Raw genomic sequence first — 21,735 nt, 5'->3', positions numbered from 1 at the left:
CTTGTTTATAAATGTAGTCAGCCAGCGGTTTCGGTCAGTCGCATGGACAGGTCGAGAGCCTGACAATGTTTGGTGAGGGCACCAATGGAAATGAAATCCACACCGGTGGCTGCAACCTGAGGCAGAGTCACTTCAGTGATATTGCCAGACGCTTCCAGTTCAGGGCGATTGCCCAACAGCGTTTTATTCAGTTCAACGGTCTCTCGTAACAGGTCGAGAGAAAAGTTATCCAGCATAATGCGGTCAGCTCCGGCATCACGCGCCTGGTGAAACTCATCAAGGTTTTCTACTTCTACCTCGACGGGCTTACCCGGAGCCGTAGCTTTGGCGGCTGCTACCGACTGACGAATACCGCCACAGGCAGCAATATGATTTTCTTTGATCAGGAACGCATCAAACAGGCCGGTACGGTGATTATGACAGCCGCCCTGAACAACAGCGTACTTTTGTGCCAGACGCAGTCCCGGAAGGGTTTTGCGGGTATCCAGCAGTTTGACGGATGTGCCTTCTACCAGGTTCAGATAATGTTGGCAGCGAGTGGCTGTGCCGGACAAGGTTTGCAGGAAATTCATGGCGGCACGTTCACCGGTCAGCAGGCTGCGGGCAGAACCGGTAAGAGTGACCAGCAACTGATCGGCAGCTACCTGTTCGCCTTCTTCAATATGCCATTCAATGGTGACATCAGGGTCGATCTGCCTGAACACTTCATCAAACCATGGGCGACCACAAATCACAGCCTGCTCCCGGCAAATCAGACGGGCAATGGCCTGTTGCTGTTCAGGAATCAAAGCGGCGGTAATATCCCCGGTGCCAATATCTTCATTCAGGGCGTGTTGGACATTGATGGTAACGGTGTCTTTCAGTTCAGGCGTTTTCATCGGGATCGCTTTTGGATCTTCTTAAAAAAGTGCGCCGCATTATAAGGGAATATTATTAAAGGGACACCTCACTGAGACGTTTACTGGAAGAGGGTCGTGTTATTTGCCGTTCCAGTGGCAGGCGGATGGTGAATTCACTGCCCCGGTTCACGACTGAATCCACTGTCAGGCTGCCCTGATGATGGGTTGTGATGATGAAATAGGAGACAGACAGTCCCAGCCCGGTACCGACCCCAACATCCTTAGTGGTGAAGAACGGTTCGAAGATGCGCTTTCTGACACTGTCGCTGATGCCGCAACCGTTGTCCGAGAGAGCGATGACAGCCTGATCATTTATATGACGGGTTTTGATACGAATTCTCCCCGGTTCGGTTTTAGTCTGGCGCTGGTTAATAGCGTGGGCGGCATTTTTCAGAAGGTTCAGCAGCACCTGTTGCAACTCGCAGGCGATACAGGGAACGTCTTCTAACGTCGGATCAAAATCGTAGTTCACCTGAATCTGCATAAAATCAAACTCAGATTGCCAGCTCAGGTCTGAGCCAGCGATATCGACAGTCTTTTCCAGTAACTCTTTCAGGTTGGCAGAGGATAAAACCGGCTCCGCCTGACGACTGAACTTCAGCATATTTCTGACAATCTCCGAAGCTCTCAGGCCTGCGTCATGAATGTTATCAAGGAAACGATTGATCCCCCGGTCTTCCAGATAGGCATTCAGCTCATTCAGGTCTACACGGTGCTGCTGAGCGCTGTGCTGGTTGGCGGGAAGGTCTGTGGAAATTCTGCGACGTATGTTCTGGGCACCCTGAATCACTGCTCCCAGAGGGTTATTGATTTCATGAGCCATACCGGCGGCCAGCCCGCCAACGGTCATCATCTTTTCGGTCTGTACCATCACTTCTTCCAGCTTAAGCCGTTGAGTAATGTCGTCTATACGGATAACCGCTTCCGGATGTTCATCACCAGACAGTGGATAAATAATTAAATCCAGATAACTATCGTTACCGGCAATAATTACGGGAAGCTTTTCTATCCTCTGGGTACTTTGCTCTTTTAGCGTTGTTTCAATTTGCTGCTGGCAATGCTCAAGAAAGGGTAACGCATTGACCATTTTCTGACCGACTACGGGATGGTGGCTGTTTTCTGCGAGACGAGCCGCTTCGGAGTTAGACTGTTGTATAACCAGTTGATGATCTACCGTGATCAACGCCGACGGCATGGAGTTGATAATGTTGTTGAGGTATTCCTGAAACTGCTTCAGTTTGCGCTCCGCCTTCTGGCGCACTTTTATTTCGTGTTCCAACTCTTGATTGTTGCGTTGCATTTCTGTCAACAGTTGTCGTTCATACTCTTTTTCTTCCTTCAGCTGCTGATCTCTGGTGGCGATTCGGGACAGCATAACGTTAAATGCCTGTGATAATGTGCCTATTTCGTCATGGTGAAAGACTCTGGCGCGGATACGGTAATCTTCATGCTTTGAAACCCTGCCCGTGATACGAGTCAGGTGCAGGATCGGTTTAGTAATAAAATGACGAACATAATGGGTGATGGTTAGTGTGATCAGCAGGAAACTGACCACAATGACCATTCCGGCAACCCCCATAACACTGTTTGGGGCAAGGTCATGCCGGGAAAGCAAATAGGCCGATACCATAAAGGCGCCGCTGGCAATCAGCCCCAGGGACAGGGCGATGCCAATCAACAGGTGGAGTAGCTTGCTACTGACGGTCAGTTTTGAGAAGTAGGCATACAATGCTTGCATGGGCTTTGTCGTATTTTTGGTGGCCCCGATAACAAGCAAACTATCTTATTTGTACGGTCGTGACAAATTTACCAGCGAACGCCTTTTTGTGAGAGTTTATCCATCAATTTCTGGTGGGCAGGCAGCTTCAGGCCTTCTTTTTCAGCGATCCTGATCAGGTAACCGTTCATAAAAGCCAGTTCTGTTTTGCGTCGCAGACGTGCATCCATACAGGTTGAAGAGTGGTTAGCCGCTGTTAAACGACAAACTTTGTATACTTTTTCGTGCAGGGACTCTGGTGTTGTCCGGCCCTGTGCTTTGCTGATATGGGTGAACTCATTAATCAGTTCATCCATGAGTGGCTTTTTGTCGTATTCCAGTAAAGCGCCATTCTGGCAGTCAAAAAGGGCGGTTAAACCATTGATGGCACAGTTGACGGCCAGCTTTTGCCATAAAACATTGCCAATATCTTTACTGGCGCTCATCTTCAGGTGAAAGCCCTGAAACTGGCGGAGAAACACTGTGGCCGGCTGATGGTTAAAACAACCAATTTCTGTCAGCCCCTGTCCGGCATGATGAACATGGAGCGGTTTACTGATCCAGGCACCGTCCGTGGTTGAGCCGATCCAGATGTTTTGCGCAGGAAAGGCTTCTGCAACCGTCTCCTGACTGCCCATACCATTTTGCAGGAGCAGTACATTGCAATGCTCTGCCAGCGCAGGCCGGATGGAATTCATAGCGGTTAGTGTATCGCCTGCTTTGGTGCAGACAATAAGCTGGTGGATGGGTGTGGTTATCTCATCGGCGGTGATCACACTGACCGGGTGTTGTGATTCTGTTTTGTCCAGATGAGTCAGGGTCAGTACTGGTTTTTTGTCCACCTTTCTATCTACATAACGTTCTCTGTTACGGACAATCATAACAGGAGAGTTGCCAGTGGTTTGATGGATATTTGCAGCCCAGAGACAGCCGATACTTCCGGCGCCAAGGATATACCAGGGGTGTGATGACATCGTTTATTTACAGGGTCAGATCAGACAGTGGGTTAAGGGGCAATAGTTTAACACAAGGTTTCAGCGCTTTTTCTGAACGTTAGTACTTTAATTCCATGACTATACTTGCCTGATGTTTTTAACACCTGAGGTATCTGGACTATGAGTCATGTTTATAAAATTCTTGAAGTTGTCGGCAGCTCAACCCTGAGTAGTGACGACGCTATTCGTAATGCCATAGCGACAGCTAGCGTCAGTTTGAAAAACCTCAACTGGTATGAAGTGGTGGAGCACAGAGGGCATATTAACGACGGTGAGATTGGTCACTTTCAGGTGACGGTACGAATTGGATTCAGGCTGAACGATAAAGAGTAGGTCAACATTCAGGTAAATCGTTCTGGTGAAAAACAGCCCTGGTGATGCCGGGGCTTGCTACGAACTCTTGCTCTGGAGAAAGCGTTCCCGGACAATATGGCATTACTCCTTTTTTATGTGGAATTTTTCATGCCTTCATTTGATATTGTTTCTGAAGTGGATCTGCACGAACTCAGCAACTCAGTAGACCAGGCTAACCGCGAACTGACCACCCGTTATGATTTCCGTGGTGTTGATGCCAGCTTTGAACAAAGTGGTGACACCCAGATCGTGATGGCTTCTGACGCGGATTTCCAGCTGGTACAAATGCTGGAAATGCTGAAAACCAAAATGGTTAAACGAGGCATCGACGTTAAATGCCTGGAAGTAAAGGATCATTATGGTTCTGGCAAGCAAGTCAAACAGGAAGTGACTGTTCGCCAGGGACTGGATAAGGAGCAGGCTAAAAAGATTGTGAAAATGATCAAGGATGCCAAACTCAAGGTTCAGCCTGCTATTCAGGGTGAGCAGGTTCGTGTAACGGGTAAAAAACGGGATGACCTGCAACAGGTGATTGCCATGCTGCGGGAAGCTGATACCGAAATGCCGCTGCAGTACAATAACTTCCGAGATTAATTTACAGTTTTCTTTACAATTCTCGTAGCTTCAATAAAACCTGAAGCTATTATTGAGGAAAGGTTTTTCAAATCTTTCCTCAACTCTTTTCTCAATAAGAAATGGTCTATCGACCACAATCAGTGGTGCTATTATTGAGGACTTATATTAGCGAGGGTTATCCTTCTTTCCGCGCTTATTAGAATGTTCATTGAAAGAAGCTTGTGTGCGTTTATAAGAATTCCCTATCAATAAGTCTATGTTTTTATGAAAGGCTTCCTGCGTAACGTCCTTATCATCAGGTGGGAAAAGGAGCTTTATTGTTTCTATTTTATAGTCGGAGTCTGTTTCAGGGTTGTTAACAAATTTTTTAAAGTGTAACATGTTTTTTGTTGAAAAACAGTAATTCTTATATTTGTCTCTACTTGCTTTTGATATAAAAAAACTTCCATCATATATACCAAAACCTAAACAGCGACTACTAAACATTTCGTATGGAATTTCCTCAATATAAAGTTCTCCCCTGTGTTTTTCTTCATCAAAGATAAAATAACCTATACGACCTCTACTGATATGCTTTTTAGCAAGTTCTGCAATGGCTTGGTATTGAAGAGTGTCAACATCCATGGTATCAGGAGCTTCTGCAGCAAATAGTTCATCAAAAACCGAAAGAGCAAAATCAGCTGTCGGAAAAAGCTCAGGATATTTTTCTTGTAGTTCGGTTGCTCCATTTAACGTTAACCTTCCCATGCCCCCAGCATCTCTGTTACAAATGATCAGTAGTTTACTATCATCTTCTTCTGGTTCTAAGTGAATAAAGAGAGCGCGGGCAACATATTGGAAAAAAGATCGACTATCCATCAGATCAGTAAAAATTTCTTCCAGGTTATCGGAAGTCGTGCCGGAAAAAATTTGTTGTAAAACAGAATTCTGTCTTTGATCTGAAACAAATGCTGCCAGAGCTTTTTCCGACTCTGACGGGTTCTGGTTTTCAGTATTTATTTTACGTTTGAAATCATAAATAGCTTCCCTGGTATCTTCTATTGTCTGAAATTGTTCGGGAAAACTCCTCATCAGCTCAGCAGTTGGTACATCCTGGTACTTTAAAATTAAATTTGCTACTGCCTGATATTCCAGGGTGTGCGTGGTTTCGTTAAAATCATTCTGTTTTAATGTCTGAAAGGCTGCAATAGCCACTTCTGTTGTTGCAAATAGTTCAGGGTTGTCAGCCTGCAGTTCTCTTGCTCCCTGCTCTGTCAGATTGCATGAGTTGAGGCAGTCGCTGGGGCCTATTAGTAAAAAGGTGCGGGCGTCATCATTCGATATTACCGGCACGGTTTTTAAACGATATTCCGAGTTACTCGAATCACAGCTATTCGTAGAAGGAATTATGTCCCAGGAGGCATTGTTGTCTGAATCTTCTGAATCTTCGGAACTTGATGAACCATCAGAACTTTCGTCATCGTCGGTTTCACCATTTCGCCTCACGGGATAACTATTTTCAGAGGATGACCTTACGGGCAGGGAAACGCAAATGGACTTTGTATCTGGCTCTGCAAACTCAAGGTCTTCTTCAAAATCAAGCCTGTCATAAACAGGAGCTTTACCCTCTGTTTTCAGAGTCATCGGCAGGAAGTTTGTTACGACAACGACGTATTTTTTTAGTATTCCATTCCATTCTAATTGAACTAACTTATATTCATTCTCATCTTCGGGGAGATTCTGGCGAAGTGGGGCGTCAGTTTCCTCTTCGGGGTCTGCTCCAAAACGGAAACCCAGATCATCATCAAATTCGTCAATGTGTTTCTCAGTCTGATTTTCGTTGGCCAACATATCAATATCATTATGAAGCAGTTTTGAATACATCGGCATTTGCCAGGTAGGTAAATAATTTCCATTCATTTTTTGAGGAAGATTTCCCATGAAAGGAGGGAGTGGGTTTTGTAAATTTCCGGCTAAGAGGGTTCTGGAAAATAAAGAAAAAACTAAGAACAAAAGACAAGTGACGCCTGTTCGCATGGTGATTTCTCTTGTTGATTAAAACGATACATCAGGTGTTGCTGTTTCTATGTACGCTTTTAGAGCATAGACGATGTAAGCCAAGGTTAAAAATCTATGGTCAACTCGTCCTACAGTCTTTGAGCAGTTACTAGCGAGGGCTATCCTGCTTGTCCAGCTTTCTACGCTTATCAGAATGTTTATTGAAAGAAGCTTGTGCGCGTTTATAAGAACCTCCTATCAATAAGTTTATGTTTTTAAGAACGGCTTTCTGCGTAACGTCCTTATCATCAGGTGGGAAAAGGAGCTTTATTGTTTCTATTTTATAGTCGGAGTCTGTTTCAGGGTTGTTAACAAATTTTTTAAAGTGTAACATGTTTTTTGTTGAAAAACAGTAATTCTTATATTTGTCTCTACTTGCTTTTGATATAAAAAAACTTCCATCATATATACCAAAACCTAAACAGCGACTACTAAACATTTCGTATGGAATTTCCTCAATATAAAGTTCTCCCCTGTGTTTTTCTTCATCAAAGATAAAATAACCTATACGACCTCTACTGATATGCTTTTTAGCAAGTTCTGCAATGGCCTGGTATTGAAGAGTGTCAACATCCATGGTATCAGGAGCTCCTGCAGCAAATAGTTCATCAAAAACCGAAAGAGCAAAATCAGCTGTCGGAAAAAGCTCAGGATATTTTTCTTGTAGTTCGGTTGCTCCATTTAACGTTAACCTTCCCATGCCCCCAGCATCTCTGTTACAAATGATCAGTAGTTTACTATCATCTTCTTCTGGTTCTAAGTGAATAAAGAGAGCGCGGGCAACATATTGGAAAAAAGATCGACTATCCATCAGATCAGTAAAAATTTCTTCCAGGTTATCGGAAGTTGTGCCGGAAAAAATTTGTTGTAAAACAGAATTCTGTCTTTGATCTGAAAAAAATGCTGCCAGAGCTTTTTCGGACTCTGACGGGTTCTGGTTTTCAGTATTTATTTTACGTTTGAAATCATAAATAGCTTCCCTGGTATCTTCTATTGTCTGAAATTGTTCGGGAAAACTCCTCATCAGCTCAGCAGTTGGTACATCCTGGTACTTTAAAATTAAATTTGCTACTGCCTGATATTCCAGGGTGTGCGTGGTTTCGTTAAAATCATTCTGTTTTAATGTCTGAAAGGCTGCAATAGCCACTTCTGTTGTTGCAAATAGTTCAGGGTTGTCAGCCTGCAGTTCTCTTGCTCCCTGCTCTGTCAGATTGCATGAGTTGAGGCAGTCGCTGGGGCCTATTAGTAGAAAGGTGCGGGCGTCATCATTCGATATTATCGGCACAGTTCTCAAACGATATTCCGAGTTACTCGAATCACAGTTCTTCGTAGAAGGAATTATGTCATCGGAGATATCGCTGTCTGAATCTTCTGGATATTCTGAATCTTCAGAACTGGATGAACCATCAGAACTTTCGTCATCATCGGTTTCACCATTTCGTTTCACTGGATAACTATTTTCAGAGGATGACTTTACCGGCAGGGAGACGCAAATGGATTTTTTGTCTGGCTCTGCAAACTCAAGATCTTCTTCAAAATCAAGCCTGTCATAAACAGGAGCTTTACCCTCTGTTTTCAGAGTCATCGGCAGGAAGTTTGTTAGGACAACGACGTATTTTTTTAGTATTCCATTCCATTCTAATTGAACTAACTTATATTCATTCTCATCTTCGGGGAGATTCTGGCGAAGCGGGGTGTCAGTTTCCTCTTCAGGGTCTGCTCCAAAATGGAAACCCAGGTCATCATCAAAATTATCAGCGTGTTTCTCAGTCTGATTTTCGTTGGCCAACTTATCAATATCATTATGAAGCAGTTTTGAATACATCGGCATTTGCCAGGTAGGTAAATAATTCCCATTCATTTTTTGAGGAATATTTCCCATGAAAGGAGGGAGTAGGTTTTGTAAATTTCCGGCTAAGAGGGTTCTGGAAAATAAAGAAAAAACTAAGAACAAAAGACAAGTGACGCTTGTTCGCATGGTGATTTCTCTTGTTGATTAAAACGATACATCAGGTGTTGCTGTTTCTATGTACACTTTTAGAGCATAGACGATGTAACCCACAGTGAAAAATCCATGGGCAACTTCGCCTATAGTTTCTGAGCAGTTACTAGCGAGGGCTATCCTGCTTGTCCAGCTTTCTACGCTTATTAGAATGTTCATTGAATGAAGATTCTGCGCGTTTATAAGTATCCCCTATCAAAAAATCTATATTCGTAAAGACGTTTTTTGGGGTAAGTTCCTTGTCATCAGGTGGGAAAATGAGGCTTATTGTTTTTATTTTAGAGTCTGAATCCATTTCAGGGTTATTAACAAAATTTTTAAGGTGGAAAAAGTTTTTTTTTGAAAAGCAGTACTGCTCGTAATTTTCCTCACTTTTTTTTGATATAAAAAAACTTTTATCAGATGTACCAAATTCTAAGCAGCCACTACTAAACATTTTGTATGGAATTGTCTTAGTATAAGGTTCTCCACAGCAGTATTCATCATCCACGATAAAGGATTTTATACTATTTGCATCAACGTGATCTTGAACAAGTTTTGCAATGGCCTGATATTGAAGAGTATCAATATTCTTTATGTCAGGAACTGGTCTATCAAATAATTCATTAAAAACCAAAAGAGCAAAATCAGCTGCCGGAAAAAGATCAGGATAGTTTTCTTGTAGTTCAGTAGCTCCATTTGACGTTAAGGTTCCCATGCCTTCAGGATCATTGTTACAAATGATCAGTAGTTCAGCATCATCATCTTCTGGTTTTAAGTGAATAAAGAGAGCGCGGGCAACACATCGGAAAAAATCTTCATAAAACATCGGATAAGTTACAATTTCTTTCAGATTATCAGAATCAGTGCTGGAAAAAATATGTTGAAAAGGAGGGTTTTGCTTTTGATATGAAATTAATGCTTCCAGAACTTCATTTTTGTAGCTTGGCTGAGCCTGCTCTTCTCCCGCTTTTTTTTTTTCAAAGCTTTTCTTTAGTTTGTAAGTATGAATAGCACTCCAGACATCTTCCATTGTCTGAAACATTTCTGGATGTTTTTCTATCAGCTCAACAACTGGTCTGTGCTGGTGCTTGAACATTAATCTTGCTATTGCCTGATATTCCATGGTGTGCTTAGTTTTTTTAAACTTGCTCTGTTTTAATGCCTGGAAGGCTTCAATAGCCTTTTCTTTTGTTGCAAATAGTTCAGGGTTGTCAGCCTGCAGCTCTGTTTCTCCCAGTTCTGTCAGATTGCATGAATTAAGGTGGTGGCTGTCGAATATTTCTATAAAGGTGCAGTCGTCGTCTTTCGTTGTTATCTGCACGGTTTTCAAAAAATATTCTGAATTACTCGAATCACAGTTCTTCGTAGAAGGAATTATGTACCCGGAAGCATCGTTGCCCGAATCTTCTGATTCTTTTGAATTGGATGAACCATCAGAACTTTCGTCATCATCGGTTTCACCATTTCGTTTCACTGGATAACTATTTTCAGAGGATGACTTTACCGGCAGGGAGACGCAAATGGATTTTTTGTCTGGCTCTGCAAACTCAAGATCTTCTTCAAAATCAAGCCTGTCATAAACAGGAGCTTTACCCTCTGTTTTCAGAGTCATCGGCAGGAAGTTTGTTACGACAACGACGTATTTTTTTAGTATTCCATTCCATTCTAATTGAACTAACTTATATTCATTCTCATCTTCGGGGATATTCTGGCGAAGTGGGGCGTCAGTTTCTTCTTCGGGGTCTGCTCCAAAACGGAAACCCAGGTCATCATCAAAATCATCTGCGTGTTTCTCAGTCTGATTTTCGTTGGCCAACATCTCAATATCATCATTAAGCAGTTTTGAACACATCGGCATTTGCCAGGTAGGTAAATAATTCCCATTCATTTTTGGAGGAAGATTTCCCATGAAAGGAGGGAGTGGGTTTTGTAAATTTCCAGCTAAGAGGGTTCTGGAAAATAAAGAAAAAACTAAGAACAAAAGACAAGTGGCGCTTGTTAGCATGGTGAATCCTCTTGCTGATTAATGTGATATTTTATTCACCTTTTACAATGACAGCAGAACAAGCAGCAATTTTCTCAAGTGAGGCTGTAGCTGATTCGATGCTCGTCATGCTCTGCTATTTCTCCGTGAGTTCGCAGAGCATAGACTATGCAACGTAACTACTCAAAAACCAGTCTTCTCTAATATGAAATGAGCTTTGTCAGCAAAATTTGTGTTGCTATAGCTCAGAAACGCCTTTTATTAATTTAATATCAGGCTGATTCTCTATGCCTGTAGTTTCTTTTATAAAATTTTCGAATGGCGTTAGACCCAGAGGAATAAAATAATTCATTGTCTCTGTCGTATTCCACTGGTCCGGTGCGTAGCCTAATCCTACTACCATAGAGTTCTTATCCAGCAAAACTGCCCCTCTCTGAAATTCACGGCTTAATACCTGTCCGGAACCTTCAGGAATTGAGCATATTTTCCAGTCCAACGCTCTGACAAAGGGATGGCAGTTTGACTGATCCATCACTCTGACAGGATGAAAATGTAAATTGATTTCAGGAAGTTTTACAGCATTCTCGTGTTTCAGCCTCTCCAAATAATACACCGTCCACAAAGGGAGGCGATCTCCCAGTTCATCAAACCATGAGTGTTTTTTAAAAGACAAAGTGGGAAAGGGAGGATTAAGTGTTGATTCCAGTTTTAACAGAATAGGGTAAGAAGTATGGTATGTACTCGGACGCCATACCTCTGAGACTGTAACCTGATCACCCTTTTTCTCCGATTCAGTTGAGAAGCGAAGCACTATTTTCTCCCAAGGTTCAAGTGATTCCTGATAATACCGTCCCACAATCGTTTCTTTCCGGTGCTGTTTTTTCGGTACACAGTCATTGGTAGTCAAAGCCCAGTTTTTATGAATAATAACAGCGTGGCAGCTTATTGGATTTGTATTAAAGTCAATGGTTTCCAGAGAAGCCAGCCAGTTGGATACACCTGCTTTTATAGCCTTCGTGCTGGTCTCCGCCATTGAGCAGAATACCGGGAACAAAAGGGACGTAAACAGTACTGCTCTTATTGTTTGAATGTTGGACACAGTGACTCCTCATGTTTATGGTTTTCTTTCATCTGCTGACGCCACTTTTAATTTCCATGCCAGCAGTATCAGAACCAGTGACGGAATACCCATCAACGCTGTAGCAGTGAAAAACGAAGCATAGCCTATGGAGTCCACCAGTACGCCGGAAAAACCAGCCAGAAACTTTGGAAACAGAGCCATGACGGAGCTGAACAGCGCATACTGGGTGGCAGAGTAACTGACGTTAGTCAGGCTCGACAGGTAAGCAATAAAAGCAGCAGTCGCTACGCCTCCCGCCAGATTATCCAGTGAGATCACAACGGTCAGCCAGGCAATGTCATGACCTACACCCGCGAGAAAAGCAAACAGCAGGTTGCTCACCGCTGCCAGTAAACCACCGGTAAACAGAATCTTCATCACCCCGAAGCGCACCATCAGGACGCCGCCAATGGCAGCGCCCACCAGTGTCATAATGACGCCATAGACTTTTGAAATGGCAGCGACTTCCTGCTTGGTGTAGCCCAGGTCGACATAGAACGGGTTTGCCATGATGCCCATTACCACATCGCAGATACGGTAAGTGCTGATTAATCCCAGTATCAGGAGTGCGTGCCAGCGGTAGCGAATCAGAAAGTCCATGAAAGGGCAGATAACAGCGCCGTACAGCCAACCAGCAGTGTGAACAATAAAGCCAGGCAGATGAGCGTTATCAGCCATCCACTGTTTAGCCCTGAGTTCCAGCTCTTGTCTGGGAGGTTCTGCCGGCTCATTGATCATCAAAGTGGTAATAATGCCCACTCCCATACAACAGGCCATGATGAGGTAAGCCATACGCCAGGGGTACTGGTCATAGGTTCCTTCATTCACGGTGAACCATGCAGCGATACTGAGTACGCCAGCCGTTGCCAGAATCATGGCCAGGCGATAGCCCACCATGTAAGTGGCTGCCAGAGCTGCCTGAAGGTTTTTATCGGCGGATTCAATGCGGTAGGCGTCGATGACGATATCCTGAGTGGCAGAGCCAAAAGCGACCATGACGGCAAACAGCGCCATCGTCCACAGATCAAGGGCCGGGTCGGTGATTGCCATGCCCACCAGGGAGCCGGTAATAACGACCTGAGATAACAGTAGCCATGCGCGGCGGCGACCGAGAAAAGTGCTTAACAGCGGCAGTGGCATTCGGTCAACCAGCGGCGACCAGACCCATTTAAAGCCATAAGCCAGTCCTATCCAGCTGAAAAAGCCAATGGTTGAACGACTGACATCCGCTTCCCGCATCCAGAAGGATAAGCTCGAGAACACCAGTAAAATGGGAAGACCTGCTGAAAAGCCCAGAAAAAACAGGGTAATGGCACGACGGTGAAGGTAGATCGACAACGTTTGCCGCCAGTTGTTGGAGCGTGTTTTCTGGTCTGTCATTGAGCTTTCCGGGGTTGTTAATTTTTTATTGGAAAAATTAAGTAGCTATAGACACCTTTTATTACTTGAGGTTCAAATTGTAGCATTGGTTATTTATTAACGTATACGTCAGTTCTGCTGACCTGAGCGTAACCTGTCTACACAAAAAGCAAAAACTCAACAGGAAGATCATTTGTAGCGTACAACGAGAAGACTTCTATAATTCAATGCCAGTAAAGAATTACGGACATCATTCTTTGCCGGGTGCTGAATAGTTAGCCTGCCTGCGTTAATTAACAAGAATGGGGAAAGTTTTTCACAGATTGTTTATGCAGCTCAGAAAAATATACTCCTCTGAAAGGTGGTTGTTATTATTATGAAAGTTCTGTCTATTTGTGCGACTGTACTCTTTCTGGTTTATTTACCTTCATCCAAAGCTCTGCCGGGAGTGAGTATTGAGCCTCATCATCACGAACCGAATAACCCTTTATTTCAAATTTCCGGAGTTGAAAGGCGAGACATACGACGATTGTCTCTTCAGTCTGATACGATTGAGTTATCCCTGCTTAAGCAAATAGAACACCATCACCACATGTCAGGCCGGGATAATGAAATATCTATCAATAAATTCTTAAAGTGGCTCTGTAACTATTTTTTGATTGGAAAGTATCGGAATTATCAATCGTCACCATCTATAGTTCAGGCTCCTCTCAATAAGCCAGACGATACTGAGTATCACAAAAAACCAGTTAAACGTGAAATTGCCAAAAATAATCACAAAGAAATCGTTCACAAAAAAAAATGCAAAAAGACAGTAAAATCAGGACAAAAGTACACATTCGGTGAGCTTGTCACCCAGGCAGAAAACTTCGGTATTACCTACGAGACCCTGACCACAGACTCGATACCGTCGGAATTTCCATCCCAATGGCTTTGGAACACTATATGCGCTATTCATGCGGCTGTTAAAAAAGCTCAAGATTCTAACCTTTATTTTCTGTCTTTCGAAGAGGTACTGGATCGTCATGATGCAGGTCTGCGGATTGTCGCAAAACCCATATTACAATTAATTTTTTCCAGCGAACACGATCAACTGGTCAAACCGCGTATCCGTAATATGGTTTCTCTCTGGCTGGATAAAATAGTCTTTGTTAATCCGTACCTTGACTGGCGTAAGTGGCTCTTATCCTCTTCTGAAGAGCCTGACAGTAACGACCAGTATGTGAACGATCTCAAACCAAAGTACAATGAAACTTCCACTCTGAATCACTTTGGCCAAACAGAACTCGATCCCTCTAAACGTCCTCAAGAATATTTTTCTTCCATCATTCTTTGGGATATTTCTGTGGAAATTGACAATTCAATTGAGAGCAGCTCACCTTTCTCATGGTCCGACGACCTGATTTTAACAAAAGCGCTTCCCCACATATTGTATCTTTTTGCTCGTGGAGACTCTCTGCTATCCGCTGATGAGAGCTACTTGATGGGGTATTGGCTGGACAAAGCCTTTCAGAAAATATCTGAGCAGGATGCAGAGATTCGTCCAGACGAAGAACTTGATTGGAGAGAACCCGTAGAAAACATTCCAGTGGATGTAAACCTGCTTTATTTGACAACAAAGACTCCTGAATCTGCCTCTGTGTCTCTCAGGGACGCTGCAGTTAAGGCTCAGAAGGAAATTACTAAAATTCAAAAAAGTATCCTTGACTGGTAATACTTCCTGCAAGTTCAGGGTGAGCCCGCAAGGGGCTCACTGCATTGATGTCAGGTTGTTTGACTGGTTTCCAGAAACCGGCTCGCCATCCAGATCAGAACCAGCACCGGTATTCCCAACAGCGCACAGAAAATAAAGAAGTAGTTGTAGCCAACGGCATCCACCATCACACCGGAAAAGCCCGCTATAAACTTGGGTAGCAATAGCATCATAGAGCTGAACAGGGCGTACTGGGTGGCAGAGTACTGGACATTGGTCAGGCTCGACATCCAGGCAATAAAGGCTGATGTGGCAATACCAGCGGCCAGGTTGTCTGCTGAAACCACCAGGGCCAGCCAGTAAACGTTATTGCCCACCAGACTCATAACGGCAAACAGGGCGTTGGTCATGGCAGTCGCAATCGCCCCGGTAAACAGCATTTTCATCACGCCATAACGCATAGTCAGTGTGCCACCCAGGGTGACACCCATCAGCGTCATAATGACGCCAAAGATTTTGGTGACGGTGGCTACTTCATTTTTGGTAAAACCCAGGTCCACGTAGAAAGGGTTGGCCATGATGCCCATAACAATGTCAGAGATTCGGTAAGTGCTGATCAGGGCCAGTAACAACAGGGCATGCCAGCGATAACGACGGAAAAAGTCTGAGAAGGGGCAGACTACAGCGCCATAAAACCAGCCTGCCACTTTTACCATGGGGGTTGGCAGGTGCGCCTTTTGTGCCATCCAACGGGTGACTCGCTGTTCCTGTTTTGGAGTTTCGACTTTAACCTCTGGTTCGCGGGTAACGAATGTGGTGATGATGCCAACCGCCATAAAACCGGCCATAAACAGATAGGCGACCATCCATGCGGACTGCTGGTAATCCGTACTGTCGCCTGCTGCCCGGGCCGCTATAGCGAGAGTACCTGCACCCGCCACCATCATCGCCAGACGATAGCCAAACATATAAGTCGCTGCCAGAGCGGCCTGCAGGCGCTCTTCAGCGGCTTCGATACGGAAGGCATCAATCACAATATCCTGCGTTGCGGAACTGAAGGCTACCAGTACGGCAAAAAGTGCCATTCTGGTCAGGTTCAGGACTGGGTCTGTGAAGGCCATGCCCAGCAGTCCGGCGACAATGGCTATCTGGCTGAGCAGCAGCCATGAACGACGACGACCTAATAATTGACTGAGTACCGGCAAAGGCAATCGGTCAACCAGTGGTGACCAGATCCACTTGACGCTGTAGGCCAGTCCTATCCAGCTGAAGAAGCCGATGGTGGCACGACTCACGTCGGCTTCCCTTAGCCAGAATGACAGGCTGGAAAATAGCAGCATCAGCGGCAAACCGGCGGAAAAGCCCATGAAGAAAAGTGTGAGGGCGCGGGGGTGTCGATAGATTTTCATGGCATCCCACCATGAAATCAACCGGGTTCTGGAAGGTACAACAGGCATAGAGGCTCTATTTTATTGGTTCAGGCTGCCCAGCAAAAACTGCTGCCATTTTTTCCTGTCAGACTCTGACAGCTTGTTCAGGGTATCCTGACAGATAATGGTCAACGCCTGAAGTATGGTTTCGGGTGGGTAGTCCAGATTTTCCAGCTGGCGAATGATTTCAATGGCCAGCGTCATTTCTTCAGGCAGATTGTCCATAGCTATTCCCGTACATAGTTATTCTCCGTTCCATCCATAGCAGTTCAGACTGACTTTACCGGCGGTAAAGGTCACGCCTTCCTGTTCCAGCAGTTTCTTTTGTTCATTATATTTCACACTGTCTTCCGGAAAGGAAATACGTCCTTTGCAGTTAATCACCCGGTGCCAGGGCAGCCCGGAACCTTTGGGTAGCTGTTTCAGAATACTACCAACGACTCTGGCATAACCGGGCGCTCCCGCCATTCTGGCCAGCTGACCATAAGTAACGACTTTGCCTTCAGGCACCTGGCTGAGGACGAGCCAGATATCGGTATGACTGAATGGTGCTTGCAAGGAGTGCTCCATTAAAAATACCTGAGAATACCTTAAATCTTCCGTTGGGTTCATTAGCATTTTTTCAGTAACCTCCCTGGCGTTCAGCTTCTGAGCCTGACTGATCGAACAGGCAAAGAGACACTTTATAAGGGTTATTCGCAGTTAAATTGTCTTGAGTAATACCGCTGTTCTATGGAATTCTTACGCATTTTTTATAGCCAAAGATACTTGTTATTCCCATCGTTGCAGAGGTCTTTTCAAGGTATTCATGAAGCTCCAGGTGTTCCGGGGCCGTAATCCCAATGTTTGTTTCAGGTTTTTGGCGAACCTCCTTAAAGGCTGTGCAGTGCTGTCTTCTATGCTGACAGGCGCTGGCTGGGCTGATACGGTCTGGCTTGAAAATGGAGACATGATCTCTGGTGAGGTGATCGGTCTGGATGCTGGAATACTGAAGCTGAACACCGTTTATGCCGGTGAACTGAGCGTTAACTGGCGGCATGTTCGTTCAGTTAAAACGGATAACCCCTTGTGGATTAACCTGATTGGTGAAAACCAGGCACAGCTCAGGGAGCTGCGAGGCAGCAGTGATAATCTGGTTATCGTCGATGAAGATGGTTATGAACGAAAATTTTCAGCAGCCTGGCCCGTTGCCAGTATGGCTCAGTCGGAACCGACCTTAGAGGATAAATGGGAGTTCGGGGGAAATGTCAATGTTAATCTGAATAGTAAGAGCGGCAACGACATTGAGTCCCGCTACCGGATGAATGGCCAGATGCACCTGAATGACCAGTGGAACAAGAACCGGCTGAAGTGGAGTGTGGATGTAGAGCGAAAAGACGAGGGTGTCTGGAAGAAAGATGTCTGGGACGTGCAGTACGACTACAGTCGTTATTTTACTGAACACTGGTTTGTTAATGTGTCATCCAAAGAACGCTACCATTCCCGGGAAAACCTTCGCAGTCGTGCCAATATCGGTGGTTTTGTTGGTTACAGAGTTCGCGAAACCTCCACTGAGGCACTGCTAAACAGCGTGGGACTCACCCAGATCTGGGAAACCTATGAACGGGAAGGCAAGAAGCAGAATCTCGCCATTGGCTGGAAGCTGTTTCACAGGCGATACCTGATGAGTGACTTGGAATACTATGTTGATAGCGGCCTTTATTACCGGATTCAGAGCCAGAATCAATGGATCTGGGACGGCGAACACGGCGTTCGTTACAAAGTGACCGATAATCTGTCGCTCAATGTGACTCAGAAGTTCGACTTTGACAGTCTGCCCGGTGAAAATGAGAAAACGCTCGACTCCCAGGTAAAGTTTGGTGTTGGCTACAACTGGTAGCGTTATTGATAATCAATCTCATCTCTATATAATGACCCGCACTAAAAATAATCAAAACCAGAATGGTAACCAGTCAATATTCGAGGTTGAGAATGAATAATAAAATTGAAGCCGCCAGAGCAGCCCGCGAATTACTGCTAAATGAATATCATGGAATTCTTTCTACTCACTCCCATGACGTACCGGGTTACCCCTTTGGCTCAGTCATGCCTTATTGTCTGGACGAAAACGGGCAGCCAGTTATTCTTATCAGCCGCATTGCCCAGCACACCCGCAATATCCAGAAAAACCCCAAGGTCTCCCTGATTATCAGTGAAACAGGCGTTAATGATGTGCATAAAGGTGGGCGGTTGACCTGGCTGGGTGATGCTGAAAAAGTAGAGGACTTCGAACCACTGGCAGAGCGTTACTATGCTTTTTTTCCGCAGTCCAGGGATTACCATAAAACCCATGACTTCGACTTTTATCGTATCAATCTGGTGCGAGCCCGTTTTATTGGCGGTTTTGGGAAAATTTTCTGGGTTAAAAATGACTTGATGATGAAAGCCAATCCATTTTATGGCCAGCCAGAGCGTGGCATGGTGAGCCACATGAATGAAGATCATGTGGATGCTATGGTGAAGTACTGCATTAATGCAGGCATTGTGATTCCTGAAGGCGTTTCCCCCGGAATGGCAGGTATTGATGGAGAGGGTATGCATCTGTTACTTGGCGATAAGGTGGTACGTATTGCTTTTCCGGCTTCGGTGGATGAACCCATGGCAGTCAGAAAAACGCTGGTGGACATGGCCCGGGCAGCTTAAGTGATACGCGTCTGTTTTTACGGCTGTGGGCACCCAAAAAATGCGACAAGTGTCCATAACACGGTGGCTATAGCGGCCATAGCCATGGCCTGTGGTAACTGGGTTCTGACATGATCCATAAGGTCACACCCCGTACACAGTGCTGATAAAACCGTGGTGTCTGAAATGGGTGAAGTCTGGTCACCAAACACTGCGCCATTCAACACACAGGCAAAACACAATGCCATAAAAAGCCAGGCACTGCTTTCTTCCAGGCCAAGGCCCAGAGTCAGGCTCCAGGCCAGGGGCATGGCCAGTGGGAAAACAACAGCATAGGTTCCCAGACTGGTACCTGTGGAAAAGGCAACCACAATACTCAATCCAAATAACAGGGCAGGCAGCAGCCAGTAAACACTCAATAACCGCTCTGATAGCAGGCTGACCAGAAACGCCCCCCCTCCTGTCTGCTGACTTATATGCCCCATGGTGACGGCCAGCAAAATAATAACTGAGCCGAATACCACCGATTTCAGGCCATCAACCACGCCACCTATCAGGTCATTAAGACCCATGCCCCGCACCAGGGCAATACCACCTGCCAGTATAAAGGCGGCAGAAAAGGCCCAGAGAATCTGTGGAGCACCGCGCAACCAGAAAGTCATCAGCGCGGTGCCGATCAGTACGGCCAGCGGCAGTACAAACTCCAGTACCCATGGCTGATAGTTCTCCGAAGCCGTGTCAACTTCACGAGATGCCAGTGGGCGGCTACCTGGTGCTGATAACTGCCCTGTTGTTCGAGCCCGTTTGATGGCTGTTTTCATTTGCCGCCCAATGAAGGGTGCCTTGTCGATCGATAACAGAAAAGTACCCAGCACCGCCAAAATAGCGTAAAACGATAAGGGCAGGCATTGGAAAAAGAATTTCAGGCGGTCGGACTCTGTAGCCAGAAAGCTAACACCACTGACAACCAGTAAAGGTTGTACAAAACCCGGCCAGGCATTAAAGGCTAATAACACTGCTACAGGAGAAGAGGTGGAGTCTACGATATACGACAGTTCTTCTTTTGAGATTTTTTCCTGATCGGCAACGGGCGTCACGGTGGTGCCTACCAGTACGGCAGAAATGCTTCCTCCCTGAAACATCAGGACACCAAGAGTCCAGGCCACTAACTTTGCTGAAACAGGTCCCTTGACACAATGATGCGACAAAAAACGGGCAAAGGCCCTTGCTGCTCCTGTCTTTCCCCAGATACCACTCAGGCCGCCCAGCAGCCAAAGGTACAAAATGAGCAGAATGGCAGAACCCGGCTGGCCGATACTGTTTACCAGTATCTGGGTAATATCATACTGGCCGATCAGCATACTCCCCACAAGCAACCCTCCGAGCAGTGCTGTCAGGGGTTCTTTGAGCATAAAACACAGAAGAATGGCGGTCAGGACAGGCAGTAATGACCAACCTCCCCAGTGTCGAACAACACTCAGTTTTAATGCCTGAGGCATGCCGTCGGAGCCTGTCCGCCAAGCCAGGGTATGATCCGGAAGCTCACGTTTCAAAGCTGACGGGTTCAGGTTAGAAGGGTTCAACGGACTTTGAGAATAAGGGAGAACTTCAGACAGTGGAATGTCTCGGTTTTGAAAATGAACAAACCTGGAACCGTCCGGGGCGGTTTCCTGAGACATTACCTGTTCCTGAACCTGAAATATCGGTGTCATAGTTCTTCCGACCCAAAATGACAGAGTCAGAAACAGTAGAAAAAGTGCCAGAGGCGCCAGGCGACCGAGGTGAAAGCAGCATCCTTTCGATTTTGAAAAAGTTGTTGGTGAATGCATGATTCTTTTACAAAACCCCTAATAGATCATAAACACCTACCCTCCGGACGCGCTTACCTGCCAGAGAATAGAGATACCCTCAGTCATTAGCTGATTCGTCTTTATCGTACAGACTCCCCCTGAACAATCTGGTGAAACCAGCCGCACAAAGCTTGGTAGATACTTGCTGTTTCTGCAACCTGGCAGCTTGCCGTATGTAAAGCCTGTGCAGGGCGGGGAGAGCCAGCCCAGTCCCCTTACAACTCAATAAACGCTATTTTTAAGCTCAGCGTAGGTGATATAGGCTAATGCTGTTCCATAGATCAGTGTCAGTTGTGTAACCAGGTTTGCAGCGTGCTTATGAGTTGGTAAGCGTGATGCGACTGCTCTTCCGGCAACGTTTAAAGCCATGGCAAGGCTGCATTGCCAGAGAGCATTATTTATTCTGGAGCCGAGATAAGAGATATAAGAGGTGTTCGCGGAGTCGTGGTCATAGTTTGTGGTTTTGGAAGAGCCGGTCAGGAGGGTATCGGCTGCGGCATAAAGGCCTGAGTAAATGACAGGATCTATAAGATGATAGTAATTTTCCAATAAGTAAGAATGTATCAATCCCGAGATTATCGTTCGAACTGTCGGCATGGCCATTGACAGAGTCACTTCGTGGGTGTTTTGTACCGGGCACTCAAGCAATTTACTGATGGTGACTCGCATTGAGTCTAAAACCCCAATGAATACCCCATATTTAAAAAGTTTTGCTGTCAAGGCATCTGGCATCAGCAATGAGTGTTGACTGATAACTTGTCCGGTTGCTGCGGAAGCAAGCCTGCTATCGAAAAGGCTCAGCAGGCTGGTACACGCCGGATACGACAGATTCGCCTGGATTAATAGAGTCAGTGCAAGCGCCAATCGCATAAGAGACTGTCGCAAAAAGGTTGTACCTGCTACCTTTTGGGACAGATTTACAGGCCAGAGTCTTAAGATTGAAACCACTTTCCACTACTCTCTTTGTAATTTTTGCCATTTGAGGGTAGACCTTTTTTAACGAGGCTTGCGGGATTTTCCACTGTGCGGCAGTGAGA

General features: G+C 45.4%; 18 protein-coding genes. 5 read left to right on the top strand and 13 right to left on the bottom strand.

Annotated elements, in window-relative coordinates; all coding sequences use genetic code 11:
* Positions 1-17 precede the first annotated feature (17 nt).
* The 3 genes from nadC to NX720_RS05955 all read right to left on the bottom strand — a co-directional run bounded on the left by nadC (position 18) and on the right by NX720_RS05955 (position 3,629).
* Entirely contained in the window at positions 18-878 is an 861-nt protein-coding gene (gene nadC, locus NX720_RS05965) for a carboxylating nicotinate-nucleotide diphosphorylase (protein WP_262600052.1), read from the bottom strand.
* Between the two features lie 55 nt (positions 879-933).
* Positions 934-2,637, bottom strand: coding sequence for a HAMP domain-containing sensor histidine kinase (locus tag NX720_RS05960; protein WP_262600051.1), 1,704 nt, complete (start codon positions 2,635-2,637; stop codon positions 934-936).
* A 68-nt stretch (positions 2,638-2,705) separates the two neighbouring features.
* Entirely contained in the window at positions 2,706-3,629 is a 924-nt protein-coding gene (locus NX720_RS05955; RefSeq protein WP_262600050.1) for a ketopantoate reductase family protein, read from the bottom strand.
* Positions 3,630-3,770: 141 nt separating this feature from the next.
* Between NX720_RS05955 and NX720_RS05950 the strand changes: the two genes are divergently transcribed.
* Positions 3,771-3,983: a dodecin gene (locus NX720_RS05950; protein WP_262600049.1), complete on the top strand. Its 213-nt coding sequence runs from the start codon at positions 3,771-3,773 to the stop codon at positions 3,981-3,983.
* Positions 3,984-4,112: 129 nt separating this feature from the next.
* Entirely contained in the window at positions 4,113-4,598 is a 486-nt protein-coding gene (locus NX720_RS05945; RefSeq protein WP_262600047.1) for a YajQ family cyclic di-GMP-binding protein, read from the top strand.
* 147 nt (positions 4,599-4,745) lie between these two features.
* Here NX720_RS05945 and NX720_RS05940 read toward each other — a convergent pair whose 3' ends face one another.
* The 5 genes from NX720_RS05940 to NX720_RS05920 all read right to left on the bottom strand — a co-directional run bounded on the left by NX720_RS05940 (position 4,746) and on the right by NX720_RS05920 (position 13,085).
* The gene (locus NX720_RS05940; RefSeq protein WP_262600046.1) at positions 4,746-6,500 is read right to left on the bottom strand and encodes a hypothetical protein; all 1,755 of its coding nucleotides are present in this window, start codon (positions 6,498-6,500) and stop codon (positions 4,746-4,748) included.
* 226 nt (positions 6,501-6,726) lie between these two features.
* Positions 6,727-8,499, bottom strand: coding sequence for a hypothetical protein (locus NX720_RS05935; RefSeq protein WP_262600045.1), 1,773 nt, complete (start codon positions 8,497-8,499; stop codon positions 6,727-6,729).
* A gap of 226 nt (positions 8,500-8,725) precedes the next feature.
* Positions 8,726-10,606: a hypothetical protein gene (locus NX720_RS05930; RefSeq protein WP_262600044.1), complete on the bottom strand. Its 1,881-nt coding sequence runs from the start codon at positions 10,604-10,606 to the stop codon at positions 8,726-8,728.
* Positions 10,607-10,823: 217 nt separating this feature from the next.
* Positions 10,824-11,684 carry a serine protease family protein gene (locus tag NX720_RS05925; protein WP_262600043.1) on the bottom strand — a complete coding sequence of 287 codons (861 nt, stop codon included), beginning with the start codon at positions 11,682-11,684 and terminating at the stop codon, positions 10,824-10,826.
* Between the two features lie 15 nt (positions 11,685-11,699).
* Complete coding sequence (locus NX720_RS05920) at positions 11,700-13,085, bottom strand: AmpG family muropeptide MFS transporter (protein WP_262600042.1); 1,386 nt, start codon at positions 13,083-13,085, stop codon at positions 11,700-11,702.
* Between the two features lie 340 nt (positions 13,086-13,425).
* Between NX720_RS05920 and NX720_RS05915 the strand changes: the two genes are divergently transcribed.
* A complete protein-coding gene (locus NX720_RS05915; protein ID WP_262600041.1) occupies positions 13,426-14,778 on the top strand; it encodes a hypothetical protein in 1,353 nt (450 codons plus the stop codon).
* A 50-nt stretch (positions 14,779-14,828) separates the two neighbouring features.
* Here NX720_RS05915 and NX720_RS05910 read toward each other — a convergent pair whose 3' ends face one another.
* From NX720_RS05910 to NX720_RS05900, 3 genes are read right to left on the bottom strand one after another with little or no spacing between them, the layout of a single operon-like run.
* The gene (locus NX720_RS05910) at positions 14,829-16,214 is read right to left on the bottom strand and encodes an AmpG family muropeptide MFS transporter (RefSeq protein ID WP_262600040.1); all 1,386 of its coding nucleotides are present in this window, start codon (positions 16,212-16,214) and stop codon (positions 14,829-14,831) included.
* A 12-nt stretch (positions 16,215-16,226) separates the two neighbouring features.
* Complete coding sequence (locus NX720_RS05905) at positions 16,227-16,412, bottom strand: DUF2496 domain-containing protein (RefSeq protein ID WP_262600038.1); 186 nt, start codon at positions 16,410-16,412, stop codon at positions 16,227-16,229.
* Positions 16,413-16,430: 18 nt separating this feature from the next.
* A complete protein-coding gene (locus NX720_RS05900; RefSeq protein WP_262600037.1) occupies positions 16,431-16,757 on the bottom strand; it encodes an MGMT family protein in 327 nt (108 codons plus the stop codon).
* A gap of 316 nt (positions 16,758-17,073) precedes the next feature.
* On the opposite strand from NX720_RS05900, the gene NX720_RS05895 reads away from it, so the two are divergent.
* On the top strand, positions 17,074-18,066 hold the full coding sequence (locus tag NX720_RS05895; protein WP_262600036.1) for a DUF481 domain-containing protein: 993 nt from the start codon (positions 17,074-17,076) through the stop codon (positions 18,064-18,066).
* Between the two features lie 92 nt (positions 18,067-18,158).
* Positions 18,159-18,869: a HugZ family pyridoxamine 5'-phosphate oxidase gene (locus tag NX720_RS05890; RefSeq protein WP_262600034.1), complete on the top strand. Its 711-nt coding sequence runs from the start codon at positions 18,159-18,161 to the stop codon at positions 18,867-18,869.
* 17 nt (positions 18,870-18,886) lie between these two features.
* On the opposite strand, the gene NX720_RS05885 is transcribed toward NX720_RS05890, so the two are convergent.
* Together NX720_RS05885 and NX720_RS05880 are read right to left on the bottom strand one after the other, a co-directional pair.
* Complete coding sequence (locus NX720_RS05885; RefSeq protein WP_262600032.1) at positions 18,887-20,527, bottom strand: Na+/H+ antiporter NhaC family protein; 1,641 nt, start codon at positions 20,525-20,527, stop codon at positions 18,887-18,889.
* 393 nt (positions 20,528-20,920) lie between these two features.
* Positions 20,921-21,568 carry a hypothetical protein gene (locus NX720_RS05880; RefSeq protein WP_262600030.1) on the bottom strand — a complete coding sequence of 216 codons (648 nt, stop codon included), beginning with the start codon at positions 21,566-21,568 and terminating at the stop codon, positions 20,921-20,923.
* Positions 21,569-21,735 lie beyond the last annotated feature (167 nt).

It is taken from the genome of Endozoicomonas euniceicola (assembly GCF_025562755.1).
In the GTDB taxonomy this organism is placed as follows: Bacteria; Pseudomonadota; Gammaproteobacteria; order Pseudomonadales; family Endozoicomonadaceae; genus Endozoicomonas_A; species Endozoicomonas_A euniceicola.
The sequence above is the reverse complement of the archived record's forward strand: the minus strand, read 5'-3'. Positions and strand labels throughout refer to the sequence as shown.

Bases quoted from the DNA above. Each gene is read 5' to 3' on its own strand.
- nadC (WP_262600052.1), bottom strand. From the start codon at position 878: ATGAAAACGCCTGAACTGAAAGACACCGTTACCATCAATGTCCAACAC.
- NX720_RS05960 (WP_262600051.1), bottom strand. From the start codon at position 2,637: ATGCAAGCATTGTATGCCTACTTCTCAAAACTGACCGTCAGTAGCAAG.
- NX720_RS05955 (WP_262600050.1), bottom strand. From the start codon at position 3,629: ATGTCATCACACCCCTGGTATATCCTTGGCGCCGGAAGTATCGGCTGT.
- NX720_RS05950 (WP_262600049.1), top strand. From the start codon at position 3,771: ATGAGTCATGTTTATAAAATTCTTGAAGTTGTCGGCAGCTCAACCCTG.
- NX720_RS05945 (WP_262600047.1), top strand. From the start codon at position 4,113: ATGCCTTCATTTGATATTGTTTCTGAAGTGGATCTGCACGAACTCAGC.
- NX720_RS05940 (WP_262600046.1), bottom strand. From the start codon at position 6,500: ATGGGAAATCTTCCTCAAAAAATGAATGGAAATTATTTACCTACCTGG.
- NX720_RS05935 (WP_262600045.1), bottom strand. From the start codon at position 8,499: ATGGGAAATATTCCTCAAAAAATGAATGGGAATTATTTACCTACCTGG.
- NX720_RS05930 (WP_262600044.1), bottom strand. From the start codon at position 10,606: ATGCTAACAAGCGCCACTTGTCTTTTGTTCTTAGTTTTTTCTTTATTT.
- NX720_RS05920 (WP_262600042.1), bottom strand. From the start codon at position 13,085: ATGACAGACCAGAAAACACGCTCCAACAACTGGCGGCAAACGTTGTCG.
- NX720_RS05910 (WP_262600040.1), bottom strand. From the start codon at position 16,214: ATGCCTGTTGTACCTTCCAGAACCCGGTTGATTTCATGGTGGGATGCC.
- NX720_RS05905 (WP_262600038.1), bottom strand. From the start codon at position 16,412: ATGGACAATCTGCCTGAAGAAATGACGCTGGCCATTGAAATCATTCGC.
- NX720_RS05900 (WP_262600037.1), bottom strand. From the start codon at position 16,757: ATGGAGCACTCCTTGCAAGCACCATTCAGTCATACCGATATCTGGCTC.
- NX720_RS05890 (WP_262600034.1), top strand. From the start codon at position 18,159: ATGAATAATAAAATTGAAGCCGCCAGAGCAGCCCGCGAATTACTGCTA.
- NX720_RS05885 (WP_262600032.1), bottom strand. From the start codon at position 20,527: ATGTCTCAGGAAACCGCCCCGGACGGTTCCAGGTTTGTTCATTTTCAA.
- NX720_RS05880 (WP_262600030.1), bottom strand. From the start codon at position 21,568: ATGCGATTGGCGCTTGCACTGACTCTATTAATCCAGGCGAATCTGTCG.